This is a genomic window from Clostridioides mangenotii TR (genome assembly GCF_000498755.1).
GTDB lineage: Bacteria > Bacillota > Clostridia > Peptostreptococcales > Peptostreptococcaceae > Metaclostridioides > Metaclostridioides mangenotii_A.
Map to the genome: position 1 here is coordinate 128,968 of NZ_AXUS01000004.1, position 15,982 is coordinate 144,949.

Consider the following 15,982-nt stretch of genomic DNA (forward strand, 5'->3'; position numbering starts at 1 on the left):
TATAATTTACAATATAAAAAAAACTGCTCATATTAAACAACAGTCTCATTAAACAATTATTAAGATTTTAAAATAAATATTATCTATCAAAATCCTCACTTAGAAAATAAATTAAAAAAATACATAAAAATAGCTGAATAGCGTTTTTTAACTGACTAAAATCAAATACATTCTAGTCAGTTGAAACAACTAATCAGCTTATTGTCCTTTTAATTAAACCACTCTTTTCAATACAAAAGTGTTTATTTTTGAGGCTTTGGAAGTAAAACTTTTCTAGATAAGTTTACTCTACCTTTTTCATCTATCTCAGTTACTTTAACTTCTACTTCATCTCCAATATTTAAAACATCTTCAACTTTAGCAACTCTCTCATGAGCTATATGAGAAATATGAAGTAACCCTTCTTTTCCTGGAAGTATCTCTATAAAGGCACCGAAGTTCATTATTCTACTTACTTTACCTTTATAAACCTGTCCAACTTCTGGCTCCACAACTATATTGTTTATTAACTCTTGGGCTTTAGCTATCATTTCAGCATCTATTCCTGAGATGAATACTTCACCTGTTTGCTCTATGTCTATTTTAACTCCAGTTTCGTCTATTATCTTAGTTATAACTTTTCCACCTGGTCCTATTACGTCTCTGATTTTGTCTGGATCTATCATCATCTTAACGATCTTAGGAGCGTATGGAGATAATTCTGATTTTGGAGCTGATATCGTCTTTCTCATTTCGTTTAGTATATGAATTCTACCTTCTTTAGCTTGAGCTAAAGCTCTTCTAAGAACTTCTTCATCTATACCAGCGATTTTTATGTCCATTTGTATAGCTGTAACTCCATGCTCTGTACCCGCAACCTTGAAGTCCATATCTCCTAGGTGGTCTTCCATACCTTGTATATCAGAAAGTACTGCTACTTTACCATCTTGTTTGATAAGACCCATAGCTATACCTGCAACCATATCTTTTATAGGTACACCGGCATCAAGAAGTGATAGTGTAGATCCACAAACACTCGCTTGAGATGTAGATCCATTTGAACTAAGTACTTCTGATACTAATCTTATTGCATATGGGAAATCTTCTTTTGAAGGTATAACTGGAACTAATGCTCTTTCTGCTAAAGCACCGTGACCAATCTCTCTTCTACCTGGACCTCTAGAAGGTCTTGCTTCACCAACACTGTAAGCTGGGAAGTTGTAATGGTGCATGTATCTTTTGTTTTCTTCTTCATCTAGTCCATCAAGTTTTTGAACATCACCTAACGCACCTAGTGTTGCAATATTTAATACTTGAGTTTGACCTCTTGTAAATATAGCTGAACCATGAGTTCTTGGAACCATTCCAATTTCTGACCATATAGGTCTTATCTCTTCTGGTTTTCTGTTATCTGGTCTAAGGTTATCGTGTACTATAGACTTTCTTACTTCTTCTTTTATTATGCTTTGTAGAACTTCTTCTATATCGCTTTGGAAATCTTCGAAGTCTTCTATTTTCTCTGCAAAATGACCTAGAGTTTCTTCTTTAACTAAGTCCATCTTCTCTTGTCTTTCCATCTTTTCAACTGTTTTTACTGCTGCACTCATCTTGTCAGTTGCAAAGTCTCTAACAGCTTTATCTATGTCTTCATTTACACAGTGTAATTCTATATCTAATTTTTCTTTACCTACTTCTGCTACTATACCTTCTATAAACTCAACAACTTTTTTGATTTCAGTATGAGCAAATAGTATAGCTTGTAACATAACATCGTCTGGAACTTCATCAGCACCAGCTTCAACCATCATTATCGCATCTTTAGTACCAGAGACAACTAGATGCATACTGCTCTTTTCTCTTTGCTCTACGTTAGGATTTACAACAAAAGCTCCATCAACAAGCCCTACACAAACTGATCCTGTTGGTCCGTTGAAAGGTATCTCAGATATTGATAATGATATTGATGATCCTATCATAGCCATAATGTCAGGTGTACAATCTTGGTCTACAGATAAAACTGTAGCAACAACCTGCACATCATTTCTAAACCCATTTGGGAATAATGGTCTTATAGGTCTATCAATTAATCTAGAAGTAAGTACAGCCTTTTCAGAAGGTTTTCCCTCTCTCTTTAAAAATCCTCCAGGTATTTTACCTACAGAATATAACTTTTCTTCAAAATCCACACTTAGTGGGAAGAAATCTATCCCAGCTCTTGGTTTAGATGATTTACTTGCATTCACCATTACCATACTGTCACCGTATCTTACTATACAACTACCGCTTGATAGTTCACAAATCTTGCCTATTTCAACAGAAAGCTCTCTTCCTGCGAAATCCATTTTATAAATTTTATGTTCAAACATTAATGCTTGTCCTCCTCTTATATAAAAACACGTTCATAGTCCTAAGTAATATATTATCAAAAATAGTATAATTAAACAATATAAATATACTTGTATATCAATAAAACACTTAATTTGAGCAACTTATAGCAAGTATATCCGGACCTGTATGAGAACAAATTGCAACTCCACCTCTTGTAAATAAAAGCCTTCTACAATTTATTCTCTTCTTAACTTCTTCTTCTAATTTGTCTATATCCTCTATATTATCTCCACAACCAATAGTAAATATCATATTTTCTATATTTTTTCCTTCGCAAAGCTCTAAGATCATATCCACTAGTTTAGTTGCAACTTGCTTTGTACCTCTTACTTTATTTACAAGCTTAGCTTCTCCATCATCAAAGAAAAATATAGGTTTAATGTTTAACATATTTCCTACTAAAGCTGTTGTAATTGGTACTCTACCGCTTTTCTTTAAAAAATTTAGAGTGTAAGGCATAAATATTAGTCTAACACTGCTATAAATTGTCTCTAATTCTTCAACTATCTCATGTACATCCATTCCGCTCTCAAGCAGTTCACATGCTTTAATTACATACTGTCCACTTCCTAGAGATAAATTGCGTGTGTCAAACACATGTATCTTATCTTGATCTGTATCATTTTTAGCTAATGTTGCGCTTTGAAATGTTCCAGAGGTATTCGCTGCACCTGTCAGGCAAATAATTTCATAACCCTCTGCGATATACTTATCAAAAACCTCTTTAAATTCCATATATGTGGCTTGAGACGTTTTTGGTATAACATTTATTTTTTTTACCAAGTCGTAAAACTCTTGTTTATTTATATCAACGCCTTCTCTAAATTCCTTATCATCAACCATTATAGTAAGCGGAACTATTTCAATGTATTCTTTCTCCATTATTTCTTTTGGTATATCACACAGACTATCACAAACTAATTTTATCTTCAAAATAATCTCCTCCTTCATATAATAAAATTTCTATATAAGTTATGTTATTCCTCTATAAGTTCAATATGTACGAATTTCTATTAATAAATACTAAATAATTTAAATATTGTATACGACTTATACACTATACCTCTTAAAAATCGGAAATTACTTAAAATATGTAGATATTTTGGATTTCGATAAAAATTACAAAAAAGCAGGTATCTTAAATACCTGCTTTAATATAGAAATAAATTACTTTCTTAATCCTAATTTTGCTATTAATGCTCTGTATCCTTCAAGATCTTTTTCTTTTAGGTAAGCTAATAAATTTCTTCTTCTACCAACCATTTTAAGAAGTCCTCTTCTTGAGTGGTGATCTTTTTTATGAATCTTTAAATGCTCGTTTAATTCATTGATTCTAGTAGTTAATAAAGCTATTTGTACTTCTGGAGAACCTGTGTCTCCTTCTTTTCTTGCATATTCATTTATGATTACTTCTTTGTTCATTTGTAAAACCTCCATTATATTTAATAATCGCCAAATACTAAGCATTGATTGGAGTATTCAAATGCCGAGTAATGGTTATTTTCCTAAACTATTTTAACATAAATTATTTTATTTTGCAAACATAGTTTCTCTTAACGTAATCTACGTCCTTAGCAAGTTGATTTTTAAGACCTTCTAAACCGTCAAATTTTATTTCATCTCTTATCTTTTCCAAAAATTCAACTTCTATAACTTTTCCATATATATCTTTATCAAAGTCTATTATATTGGTCTCTAGAGATAAGCTCTTTCCATTTACAGTAGGATTATATCCCACATTAGTCGCTCCAAAATACAACTCTTTATCTATATTTACTATTGATGCGTATATTCCAATGTCTGGCGTAAGCATACCTTTGTCCTTGCTTATATTTGCAGTTGGAAATCCGATGGTTCTTCCTAACTTTTTTGAATGGATTACTTCCCCACTCATTTTATAGTTTCTGCCAAGGTATTCTTTTATTTCTTCTACTCTGCCACTTGATACTAGCTCTCTGATATATGTACTACTTATCCTTTTGCCCCTTATCATAATTGGCTCTACAATTTCTACATCGAATTTGTATTTATCCTGTACACTCTGTAAAAACTTAGAGTTTCCCATTTTTTCTTTTGCAAAACTAAAGTCATGGCCTATAATAATAAACTTAGCATGCAGCTTGTCTACTAAAATATCCTCTACAAATGCAGTCGGATCTACAGTAGTCATATAATTGTCAAATGGAACAATTACAGCTACATCTACGCCCATAGACTCAAAAATTTTGAGTTTATCCTCGTTGCTAATTATATTTTTTACAGCATCTGGCTTAAAAAAGTTTACTGGGTGATTTTTAAAAGTAAAAACAACACTCTTTACGCCGTTTTCTTTGGCGGCTTTTACAGTCTTATTTATCAAAACTTGATGCCCTTTATGTACTCCATCGAAATTCCCTATGGTTACAGCACTGTGTGAAATATCTTTAATTTTATCTAATGATTTAATAATTTCCATATAAATATCCTCGTCAAAATATAGTCTACACAAACATTTTAACACTTTTAACTGTAGTTATGTTATTACTTTTAGTCAATTTCCCAATTCCTATAAACTCATCTTTGCTATAAACCCTTACAAATTCATCATTATCTCTGTAGTCTGATTTTAAAAATCTTCTCTCATCAATAGCGCCGCCATTTGTATAGTATTTTAAGGCATTGTCGTTTAACAAAATATATTTATACTCTCTAAGTACAAAGTCTACATCTCCATCTTTAAGAAAATCCTCAAGGGATCCATCTTTAAATTTGGAATCTAATTCTTCAAGTGTAATTGAATCTTCTAACTTGAACATTCCTGAAGAAGTCCTTATAAGCAGAGACATATGGGCTCCACACCCCAGCTCTTCACCTACATCATGGCATATACTTCTAACGTATGTACCCTTTGAACACTCTACTTTAAACACAACTTTATTACTTATAAATCTAAGAATTTCTATATTTTTTATATTTACTTTTCTAGATTTTAGTACGATCTCATCTTCTCTACCACTTCTGACTAAATCGCACATTCTCTTTCCATTTATCTTTAAAGCCGAATAAACTGGGGGAAATTGTTCTATTTCACCCCTCTGTTTATCAAAGGCTTTTTCTATATCTTCTATATCATATTTTATATTATCTGATCTATTTAAAATAGCTCCAGATGAATCATAAGTGTCTGTACTTATTCCTAAAGTCATCTCACAAAAGTATTCTTTATCTTTACTTAGTATAAATTCACTTATCTTTGTTGCTTTCCCTACACATATAGGAAGTACTCCTGATGCATCTGGATCAAGTGTTCCTGTATGACCAACTTTTTTAGTGTTCAAAATCTTTCTAACTGCACTTACAACATCATGAGATGTCATACCAGTTGGTTTTAGAATATTAATAACTTTATTCATTAATCTCACCTTGTAATATATTTAAAACTACATCTAATACTTTCTTTTTAGCAACATCTACAGAGTCTGCTATAGTACATCCGGCAGCTCTTGTATGACCTCCGCCTCCAAATACTTGTGCAATTTTGCTAACGTCTGTATTGTTTTTAGATCTCAAACTTACTTTAACTTCATTTTCATTTCTCTGCTTAAATAAAATACCTATATTTATACCTTTAATATCTCTAGTGTAAGTAGTTATTCCATCGACATCATTGTAACTGATATCATTTTTATCCAGCATATCCTTAGTCAAGGTTATACATGCAACTTCTGAACCGTACACTTCTAATGTATTTAGAGCTTCACCTAACAACTTATAGTAGTTAAATGAATTACTTTGAAATACATTGATTATTATATCTTCTTTTTTCGCACCCATCATTAGAAGGTTTCTAGCCACTTCAAAGCTCTCTTCATCTGCATTTGTATAGGAGAAGTTACCTGTATCTGTAACTATACCTGTATAGAGTGCTGTAGCAATTTTCTCATCTATAAGATTGACTCCGTTTAGTTTTTTATATCTACTTAAAAGTCTATATACAAGCTCACATGTAGATGAAGCCTCAGTATCTATAAAGTTTATATCGCCATATCCATTGTTGCTTGCATGATGGTCAATAGTAACAAGTACTTTCGTACCGTCAATTAAAGTTTTATCTATACATATTCTATTTTTGTCTCCACAGTCTAATGTAATTACTACATAGTCAGTTTGACTAAAGTCCTGTGAACTAAGTTTTTCTACTCCATCAACTAAAAAATTCATATTTAGAGGAATAGTATCATCAAGCACATAAAATACTTTTTTACCTAGTTTTTTTAAAGCATAGAAAGTAGCCAGTGTAGACCCCAGATTGTCTCCATCTGGGCTGACATGTGATGTTACAAGAAAAGTTTCATTTTCTTTTATACACTTTAGTATATTGTCTATACTATTTGTCATCGTCTTCTACCTCTTCTTTATCTGAGCTTTTTTTATTTACACTATTTATAAGTTTTTCCATGTACATTCCTCTCTCTAAAGAGTCGTCAAACTTAAATATTATCTCTGGAATGTATCTAAGTTTTATACTTTTACCTAATTCTCTTCTTAAATATCCGCCTGCACTTTTAAGTCCCAAAAGAGTCGAATGTTGATCTCCTCCAAGTATACTTACATAAACATAAGCGTATCTAAGGTCGTTTGTAACCTCTACATCTGTTACACTTACCATAGAATTTATACGTGGATCTTTTACTCCACTTATCAACATTGTGCTTACAACTTTTCTTATTTCTTCAGCTATTCTAGCTGTTCTATTGTATGATGCCATGCTATCAACCTTCTTTATACAAAATTTGGCCTATAACTATTAATACTGATTGTATAATTTTTAAAATTACTTCTCTAACCTTAAATTATCCGATGATATTTTAGGTATTTAATATCTTATAATTTTCTCTGTACTTCTTTAGTTATATACGCCTCTATAATATCGCCTTCTTTAAGATCATTATAGTTGACAATACTAATACCACATTCATACCCAGTATTAACTTCTTTAACATCATCTTTAAATCTCTTAAGTGCAGCGATTTCACCTTCATGAATTATAATACTATCTCTTACTATTCTAACCTTACAATTTCTAAATATCTTACCAGAAGTTACATAACATCCGCAAACTGTACCGATTCCAGATATTTTGTATATTTCTCTGATTTCAACTTTACCAGTTTCTTCATCAACGTACTCTGGGTCTAACATACCAGTCATTGCTTGTTGTATATCCTCAATAGCTTTATAGATTATAGTGTAAGTTCTCACATCTACTTTTTCTTTTTGTGCTAATGATTCAGCCCCTGGAACTGGTCTTACGTTAAATCCTATGATTATCGCATTAGATGCAGCTGCAAGTAGTACATCTGACTCTGTTACAGCTCCTGCTCCACCGTGAATAACTTGAACTTGGACTTCTTCATTTGAAAGTTTTTCTAGTGATTGCTTAACAGCTTGTACAGAACCTTGTACGTCTGCTTTTATAACTATGTTAAGGTCTTTTACATTTCCTTCGTTCATTTGTTCAAATAGTGCATCTAGAGATAATCTTTGAGAAGATTTCATTTGCTCGTCTCTTTGCATTTGTCTTCTTCTATCAGCGACGCTTCTAGCTATTTTATCAGTTGGAACCTCAACGAATTGATCTCCACCTTGTGGAACTTCAGAAAGTCCTAATATTTCAACTGCTGTAGATGGTCCAGCCACTTTTACTCTCTTACCTTTTGAGTTTATCATAGCTCTTACTTTACCACTTGCAGCTCCTGCAACTATTGGATCTCCTACTTCAAGAGTACCTCCTTGAACAAGTACAGTTGCAACTGGTCCTCTACCTTTATCTAACTCTGCCTCTATTACTGTTCCAACAGCTCTCTTATCAGGGTTTGCTCTCAATTCTTCAACTTCTGCAACTAAAAGAACCATCTCAAGTAGAGTGTCTATTCCTTCTCTCTTTTTAGCTGAAACTGGTACTGATATAACTTCTCCACCCCAGTCTTCAACTAGTAAACCTTGGTCAGCAAGCTCTTGTTTCACTTTGTCAGGGTTTGCTTCTGGTTTATCTATTTTGTTTATTGCTACTATTAGCGGAACTCCAGCAGCCTTAGTATGGTTTATTGCTTCAACAGTTTGAGGCATTATACCATCATCTGCAGCAACTACTAGTATCGCTATATCTGTAACCTGAGCCCCTCTAGCTCTCATTGAAGTGAAGGCCTCATGTCCAGGTGTATCTAAGAATACTATCTTTTGACCATTTACCATTACTTCAGAGGCACCTATATGTTGAGTTATTCCACCTGCTTCTGCCGATATAAAATTCGATTCTCTTATAGCATCAAGTAGAGAAGTCTTACCGTGGTCAACATGACCCATAACTGTAACTACTGGTGGTCTAGGTTTTAAATCTTCCTCTTTATCTTCTTCTATTTGCATTAATTCTTCTATTTCTTGAACTTCTTTCTCATCGTTTTCTGACTGAATTAATTCAAATCCATACTCATTTACTATTAAAGAAGCCATCTCAAAACTAATCTCTTGGTTTATTGTTGCCATTGTTCCCATTTTCATGAGTTTCATTATTATTTCTGAAGCTGGTTTATTTAATTTCTCAGTTAAGTCCTTAACTGTTATTACACCTTCTACTACTATTTTATTTCCATTATCTTCGTCTTCTGACCCAAATAATTCCATAGCAAGCTCTAGGTTTTCATCTTCTAGAACATCATCTTTTACTACGTTTATATCTATTTCAGCGAGTTTTTTTATTAAATCCTCCGTAGATACATTTAAATTCTCTGCTACCTGGTATACTCTTGTTTTTGACACAAGATCACCCCCTATTATATTTTAAACTTCCATTAATCGCTTAATACTATCTGCAAAACCTTCATCCTTTATTCCAACTACGGCTCTAGGAGATTTTCCCATAGATAATCCCATATCGTTTTTAGTTAAACAGATTACATATGGTATATTTCTATATGATGACTTATCTTTGAATAGTTTTTGAGTGTTTTTTGAAGCATCTTCAGCTATTAAGACCAATTTAACTCTGCCTTTCTTTAATTCTAACAGAGTTGAATCATCTCCTGATACAACTTTTCCTGCTCTCATAGCAAGCCCTATAAATGAACAGACTTTTTTTGATTTATCTACATTATTTATCATCGCTGTCTAACTCCGATAATATACTGTCATAAACTTCGTCTGGAATCTCCATTTTGAAAGCCTTGTTTAAAGCTTTGCTTTTAATAGCTTTTTTTATACATTCTTCACTTTTACAAATATAAGCTCCTCTTCCATTAGCCTTCAAAGTTTTATCCACAAAGATTTCTCCATCTTTGTTTTTAACTATTCTCATAAGCTCTTTTTTAGAATCTCTATCTTGACATGAGATACATTTTCTTTGAGGCACTTTCTTTACCTTTTTCAAAAATAACCCCTCCTTATTATCTCTAATCGTCTAAATTATCATCATCTATTTCATTTTCTTGAACTTCATCTATCTCATTCTCTTGAACTTTATATAGCTCATCAGTATCTACTGCTTCGTTTGCATCTTCAAAAATCATTGCTTCATCTAATTTGTCCTCATCTTCAACATTTTCAGATAAAACTTCTTCTTTTTTAGTTGCTGCTGCCAGCATCTCCTCTTCAGATTGAGATTCACTCTTTATATCTATCTTCCAGTTAGTAAGTTTAGCTGCAAGTCTCGCATTTTGTCCCTCTTTACCTATGGCTAATGATAATTGATAGTCTGGAACAATTACTAGAGCTGATTTCTCTGCCTCGTTTACAACAACTTTAACTACTTTAGATGGACTAAGTGATGCTGATATAAATGATGCTGGATCTTCGTCGTACTTGATTATATCTATTTTCTCATCGCCAAGTTCGTCTACTATGTTTTTTACTCTAAGTCCTTTTGGACCAACACATGCTCCAATTGGATCTATCTTTTCATCAATAGATCTAACAGCCATCTTAGTTCTAGATCCAGCTTCCCTAGCTACTGATTTTATTTGAACAATTCCTTCGTATATTTCAGGTACTTCTTCTTCAAATAATCTCTTAACAAGTCCTGGATGACTTCTAGACACAACAATTTGTGGCCCTTTATTAGTTTTCTTAACTTCTAATATAAAGAACTTCATTTTTTGTCCTGCTTTATAGAACTCTTGAGGTATTTGCTCACTTTGAGTCATAACACCTTCTATTCTTCCTAAGTTTACATGAACAACGTTTTTGTTTGCTCTTGCAACTTCTCCTGTTACTATTTCATTTTCTTTTTCTATAAATTCATTGTATACTATTTCTCTTTCAGCTTCTCTTATTCTTTGAACTACTACTTGCTTAGCTGTCTGAGCTGCTATTCTTCCAAAGTCTCTAGGAGTAACTTCATTTTCTATTATATCCCCTAGTTCATAGTTAGGATTTATCTTTCTTGCATCTTCTATATCGATTTCTAGAAAAGCATCGTATAAGTCAGATTCATCCACTATAGTTCTCTGAGAAAAAACTCTTATTCCATTTTCTTTGTCAAACTCTACTCTAACATTTTGAGCTGATCCAAAGTTCTTTTTGTATGCAGTTAAAACCGCTTGCTCAATAGTGTCAATTAATATGTCTCTGTCTACTCCTCTATCAACTACTAATTCATCCAATGCTTCCATAAACTCGTGATTCATTTTCCCATCTTCCTCCATAGTTTTATTATAACTTTAAAACTTAATCGCTAATCTTATTATAGCGACATCTTTTTTATCAAATTCAACTGTACTTCCATCTATCTCTAATTTTATTATATTCTCTGGTGTCAATTCTAAAAGTGTCCCTTCGAATTGCTTACTGCCATTTAAAGGTTTATAAAGTTTAAGTTCAACCTCTCTACCTTTATATCTAATAAAATCTTTTTCTTTTTTAAGAGGTCTGTCTAGACCTGGCGAAGAAACCTCTAAGAAGTAGTTCTCTTGTATTGGGTCTTTTTCATCAAGTATGGGACTAAGCTCTCTGCTTATTGTTTCACATTCAGCAAGTGATATTCCCTCTGGTTTATCTATATATATTCTCAGGTAGAACTCCCCTGACTCCTTTACGTACTCTACGTCTACTAATTCAAATCCATGACTGTCTGTAACTTCCATTACTATGCTTTCTACTATAGCTTCTAAATTCTTTTTCATTTTAAACCTCCTTATTCAATTGTAATAAATCCATCATATCATAAAACAAAAGAGTGAGAACCGACGCCCCACTCTTATTTTTGACCAAGTATGATATTTTAATTACATAATATCACACATTTACTGGATTTGCAAATTTTTAAAATAAAGAAAGCTGATTTCTATCGCTCATTCGCTCTAGCGATCCGTGGTTTGTAAGAACTTCTATAACTGGTTTTGAAACTTTGGCTCTCTTTCTAAGGTCTTCTTTCGAAATGAATTCTCCTTTTTCGCGTTCATTTTGTATATTTATAGCAGCATTTTCACCAAGCCCCTGTAGAGAAGTCATTGGAGGAAGTAAGTTTTTTCTCCCAGTACTTTGAATTCTTTAGCGTCAGAATTATATATATCTACTGGTAAAATATTTATACCTCTTGCATACATCTCTAGTGCAACCTCTAAAACCGTGTACATTCCTTTTTCTTTAGTTGTCGCATCATTACCTAAAGCTTCTATTTCATGCATCTTTCCTTTAATTGCGTCCATTCCTTTCACAACCAAATCGGCGTCAAAGTCCTCTACTTTGGTTGTAAAGTATGTAGCATAAAAAGCTTCAGGATAATTTACCTTGCAATATGCAAGTCTAAATGATGTCATAACATAAGCAACCGCATGTGCTTTTGGGAACATGTACTTAATCTTTTTACACGACTGAATATACCAATCTGGTACATTATTTTTAATCATTTCTTCAACATGCTCTGGTTTTAGACCTTTACCCTTTCTAACATTCTCCATTATAGTAAAACTCATCTTTGGTGGAAGCCCTTGGAATATAAGGTAGTTCATTATATCATCACGTGTTGATATAACGTCTTTAAGCCCTACTATATCATCTCTAACCAAATCTTGAGCGTTATTTACCCAAACATCGGTACCATGTGAAAGCCCAGAAATCCTAGCCAGCTCAGCAAATGTTGTCGGTTTGGTATCTAATAGCATCTGTCTAACGAACTTAGTCCCAAACTCTGGTATAGCTAAACAACCAATAGGGCAACCTATCTCTTCTGGAGTTATCCCTAAAGCTTCTGTCGACGTAAACAAAGACATTGTCCTTTGATCGTCCAGTGGTATATCTAATATATTTATTCCAGTAATATCTTCTATCATTTTTATAAGTGTCGGACCGTCGTGTCCAAGTATATCTAGTTTAAGAATTCTACCACTTATAGAATGATAATCAAAGTGGGTAGTTATAACTCCTGATTCCCTATCGTTAGCTGGATACTGAATTGGTGTAAAGTCGTAAACATCCTTATAATCCGGTATGACCATAACGCCACCAGGATGCTGTCCAGATGTACGTTTAACTCCTGTACATCCACTTGAAAGTCTTAATACTTCTGCATTTGGTACAGTAATATTGTTTTCTTCTATATACTTTCTTGCGTATCCAAAGGCAGTTTTATCTGCAACTGTACCTATAGTCCCCGCTCTATATACATACCCTTCACCGAAAAGCTCCTCAGTGTATTTATGTATAGTAGGTTGATAGTTTCCTGAAAAGTTAAGATCTATATCTGGCTCCTTATCTCCCTCAAATCCCAAGAAAACTTCAAACGGTATATCCTGACCATTCTTAGCAAGAGGTCTTCCGCATTTAGGACAGTCTTTAGCAGGCAAATCTATACCAGATCCCCACTCACCGACATCGTAAAAATACGAATACTTACAGTTCTCATTTTCACAAATATAATGTGCGGGAAGTGGATTAACCTCTGTTATGTCACTCATTGTCGCCGCAAAAGAAGACCCAACAGATCCCCTAGATCCAACTAGATAACCGTCCTCCATAGATTTTGCAACTAGTTTTTGGGCAATTATATACATAACTGCATAACCGTTGCTTATTATAGAGTTCAACTCTCTATCCAATCTCTTTTTAACAATATCAGGAAGAGGATTACCATAAATCCTAATCGCATTTTTATAACAGATCTCCCTAAGTTCAATATCTGATCCCTCAATAATTGGAGGATATGTAGAATCAGGTATAGGTTTTACATCTTCGACCATATCTGCAATTTTATTGGTATTTTCAACCACTACTTCATATGCCAACTCTTCTCCCAAATAGCTGAACTCCTCAAGCATCTCATCAGTGGTTCTAAAATGAAGGTAAGTTTCCTCTTCATCATTTTTAAATCCTTGTGAATACTTCAATACTGTTCTAAGAATTGCTTCATGTTTATCTAAAAAGTGGACATCTCCAGTTGCAACTGGTATTTTGCCAAATTTTTTTGCTACTTCTACAAGTTTTCTGTTGATATCCCTTAACTCTTCTTTGCATCTTACTTCACCTTTATCTATCATAAATTGATTGTTATCAGTTGGCATAACCTCAATGTAATCGTAGAGTTCAAGTATTTTTTCTAACTCTTCATCAGGTGTATTTTTCTTTACTGCTTGATACACTACACCAGCCTCACAAGCTGACCCGATAATTAATCCTTCTCTATATTCATTTAAAACGCTTCTTAATATCCTTGGAGCTCTGTAAAAGTGATTTATATGTGCATCAGAAACTATTTTGTAAAGATTTTTAATCCCTGTTTGATTTTGAGCTATAAGCGTTATGTGATTAGTGTTTAACTTAGTGTAGTCTATCTTTCCGAGTACATCATTAACCTCGCTTAAAGTATTTGCTCCCATCTCTTTTAACATTTCTAAAAACTTAATAAAAATAAGTGCAGTGGCATCAGCATCATCTACAGCTCTATGGTGATTTAAAAGTTGAATCCCCAAAGCTTTTGCTACAACATTTAGTCTATGCCTTTTTAATTCAGGAAGAAGTACTCTTGCAAGCATCAATGTATCTACGCTTTTGCTCTTGTAATCTAAGCCCATCTGTCTGCACTTTTCTGATATAAATCCAGTATCAAATTCTGCATTATGTGCAACTAATACGCTATCCCCTATAAACTCCATAAACCTAGGAAGTACTTCATCAATAGTCGGTTTGTCCTTTACTAGATCATTGGTTATCCCAGTAAGTTCTTGTATTTTATAGGATATATCTTTTTCTGGATTTACTAGTTGACTAAATCTATCTACAACTTTAAAGTCCTGTATTTTAACTGCACCTATCTCAGTTATTTTATCATTTGTATTAGAAAAACCTGTTGTCTCAATATCAAATACTACAAATGACTGGGAAAGTTCTTTGTCATTTGCACCTTCTATTATCTTAAAATCATCTTCTACTAAATATCCCTCAACTCCATAAAGAACTTTTATATCATTTGCCTTAGCAGCAGACATCGCATCAGGAAAACCTTGAACTACACCATGATCGGTTATTGCAATAGCTTTATGACCCCAGGATGCGGCTCTATTAACAAGCTCTTTAACTGAACATATAGCATCCATAGAAGACATCTGAGTATGTGCATGTAATTCAACTCTTTTTTCCTCTGATTTATCAAATCTCTGAGGTCTCTCTTCTAATCTAATACCACTTATAGTCATACTTATCTCTCTTTGGTAAGTATCGAAAATTACATCCCCTTTAATTTTTAGATAAGTTCCCTTTTTAACACGATCAAGTACACCATCTTTATTAGTATCAGTTAAAAACAACTTACACGCTATAGAACTCGTATAGTCTGTTATAAGCGCTATCATTAATATCTTCCCGTTTCTAAGTTCTTTTATCTCAACATCGAAAATATCGCCCATTATACCGACTGTACCTGAAGACTCCTTTAAACTATCGATAGAATCCACCGGTGCATTTACATTGTCGCCAAAAATCATATTTTCATCGACTTCATCGTTTAAAACTGCACAACCTTGTTCAGTTTCTTGATCTATTTCAGACTCCTTAAGCTCGAGTGCCTTTATTCTTTCCTCAAGCTCACTGTCGCTGTTTTTAATAATGCTATCTATATCAATCTCTGAATCAACCGCTTTTTCAAGTGTTATATTTAAATCCATACCTAATTCTTCTATAAAAACATTGTTTAATACATGAATAGCATTTTTACTCATAAGTCTATCGTAAAAAATATTCTTTGGAAGTTTTATTTTTAAGTTATTGCCTAGACACATGTACTCAACCTGTTTTTGCAACCTGCAATGGCTGGACACATGCTCTTTAGTATATAGAGAATATTGCTCCAATATTTCTTCACTATATCTTTATTCTTCGCTCTGTCTAAACCTGTAAATTTAATTTTTATCTTAATCTTTCGAAAATAGCCAAGCTTGTTAGATAGCTCTTTACTAAGCATGTCTAAAAAGTCGTGAAGGACTATATCCTTAGATGTAAGGTGAAAGTATACAATTTTATCTTCCTTAAAGTAGACTACACGCTGAATATACACTTCTTTCAACTGCCTATCGAGAATACTGTTGTTTATTTCAAGTTTGTCCAAATATTCTTTAACACTATCCATTTAATCATTCCTTTCCAAAGAGAT

The 15,982-nt window shown here is 33.2% G+C and carries 12 protein-coding genes and 1 pseudogene; all 13 read right to left on the reverse strand.

The annotated features are described in order from the left end of the window. Positions 1–242: 242 nt before the first annotated feature. A complete protein-coding gene (gene pnp / locus T473_RS0103440; protein ID WP_024620646.1) occupies positions 243–2,345 on the reverse strand; it encodes a polyribonucleotide nucleotidyltransferase in 2,103 nt (700 codons plus the stop codon). Between the two features lie 109 nt (positions 2,346–2,454). Then, the gene (locus T473_RS0103445; RefSeq protein ID WP_024620647.1) at positions 2,455–3,300 is read right to left on the reverse strand and encodes a DegV family protein; all 846 of its coding nucleotides are present in this window, start codon (positions 3,298–3,300) and stop codon (positions 2,455–2,457) included. A 234-nt stretch (positions 3,301–3,534) separates the two neighbouring features. Continuing rightward, entirely contained in the window at positions 3,535–3,789 is a 255-nt protein-coding gene (gene rpsO / locus T473_RS0103450) for a 30S ribosomal protein S15 (protein WP_077065764.1), read from the reverse strand. A 103-nt stretch (positions 3,790–3,892) separates the two neighbouring features. Next, on the reverse strand, positions 3,893–4,822 hold the full coding sequence (locus tag T473_RS0103455) for a bifunctional riboflavin kinase/FAD synthetase (RefSeq protein ID WP_024620649.1): 930 nt from the start codon (positions 4,820–4,822) through the stop codon (positions 3,893–3,895). A 25-nt stretch (positions 4,823–4,847) separates the two neighbouring features. After that, positions 4,848–5,759 carry a tRNA pseudouridine(55) synthase TruB gene (gene truB / locus T473_RS0103460; protein WP_024620650.1) on the reverse strand — a complete coding sequence of 304 codons (912 nt, stop codon included), beginning with the start codon at positions 5,757–5,759 and terminating at the stop codon, positions 4,848–4,850. Further along, entirely contained in the window at positions 5,752–6,744 is a 993-nt protein-coding gene (locus T473_RS0103465) for a DHH family phosphoesterase (protein ID WP_024620651.1), read from the reverse strand. Before T473_RS0103465 ends, truB begins: the two co-directional genes overlap by 8 nt. Beyond that, positions 6,734–7,114 carry a 30S ribosome-binding factor RbfA gene (rbfA, locus tag T473_RS0103470; RefSeq protein WP_024620652.1) on the reverse strand — a complete coding sequence of 127 codons (381 nt, stop codon included), beginning with the start codon at positions 7,112–7,114 and terminating at the stop codon, positions 6,734–6,736. The genes T473_RS0103465 and rbfA overlap by 11 nt, the downstream gene beginning before the upstream one ends. Before the next feature lie 116 nt (positions 7,115–7,230). Beyond that, on the reverse strand, positions 7,231–9,165 hold the full coding sequence (gene infB, locus T473_RS0103475; protein ID WP_024620653.1) for a translation initiation factor IF-2: 1,935 nt from the start codon (positions 9,163–9,165) through the stop codon (positions 7,231–7,233). A gap of 21 nt (positions 9,166–9,186) precedes the next feature. Beyond that, positions 9,187–9,507: a L7Ae/L30e/S12e/Gadd45 family ribosomal protein gene (locus T473_RS0103480; RefSeq protein ID WP_024620654.1), complete on the reverse strand. Its 321-nt coding sequence runs from the start codon at positions 9,505–9,507 to the stop codon at positions 9,187–9,189. Next, entirely contained in the window at positions 9,497–9,772 is a 276-nt protein-coding gene (gene rnpM / locus T473_RS0103485; RefSeq protein ID WP_024620655.1) for an RNase P modulator RnpM, read from the reverse strand. The genes T473_RS0103480 and rnpM overlap by 11 nt, the downstream gene beginning before the upstream one ends. Positions 9,773–9,794: 22 nt before the next feature. Next, positions 9,795–11,027 carry a transcription termination factor NusA gene (nusA, locus tag T473_RS0103490; protein ID WP_024620656.1) on the reverse strand — a complete coding sequence of 411 codons (1,233 nt, stop codon included), beginning with the start codon at positions 11,025–11,027 and terminating at the stop codon, positions 9,795–9,797. A gap of 33 nt (positions 11,028–11,060) precedes the next feature. Beyond that, positions 11,061–11,522 (reverse strand): ribosome maturation factor RimP, encoded by a 462-nt coding sequence (locus T473_RS0103495; RefSeq protein WP_024620657.1) that lies wholly within the window; start codon positions 11,520–11,522, stop codon positions 11,061–11,063. A gap of 139 nt (positions 11,523–11,661) precedes the next feature. Further along, positions 11,662–15,958: pseudogene (locus tag T473_RS16105) on the reverse strand (PolC-type DNA polymerase III). Positions 15,959–15,982: the final 24 nt, after the last annotated feature.

Excerpts from the sequence above, each read along its gene's own strand:
- T473_RS0103480 (WP_024620654.1), bottom strand. The coding sequence starts at position 9,507 with ATGATAAATAATGTAGATAAATCAAAAAAAGTCTGTTCATTTATAGGG.
- nusA (WP_024620656.1), bottom strand. The coding sequence starts at position 11,027 with ATGAATCACGAGTTTATGGAAGCATTGGATGAATTAGTAGTTGATAGA.
- T473_RS0103455 (WP_024620649.1), bottom strand. The coding sequence starts at position 4,822 with ATGGAAATTATTAAATCATTAGATAAAATTAAAGATATTTCACACAGT.
- T473_RS0103465 (WP_024620651.1), bottom strand. The coding sequence starts at position 6,744 with ATGACAAATAGTATAGACAATATACTAAAGTGTATAAAAGAAAATGAA.
- pnp (WP_024620646.1), bottom strand. The coding sequence starts at position 2,345 with ATGTTTGAACATAAAATTTATAAAATGGATTTCGCAGGAAGAGAGCTT.
- T473_RS0103495 (WP_024620657.1), bottom strand. The coding sequence starts at position 11,522 with ATGAAAAAGAATTTAGAAGCTATAGTAGAAAGCATAGTAATGGAAGTT.
- rbfA (WP_024620652.1), bottom strand. The coding sequence starts at position 7,114 with ATGGCATCATACAATAGAACAGCTAGAATAGCTGAAGAAATAAGAAAA.
- rpsO (WP_077065764.1), bottom strand. The coding sequence starts at position 3,789 with ATGAACAAAGAAGTAATCATAAATGAATATGCAAGAAAAGAAGGAGAC.
- truB (WP_024620650.1), bottom strand. The coding sequence starts at position 5,759 with ATGAATAAAGTTATTAATATTCTAAAACCAACTGGTATGACATCTCAT.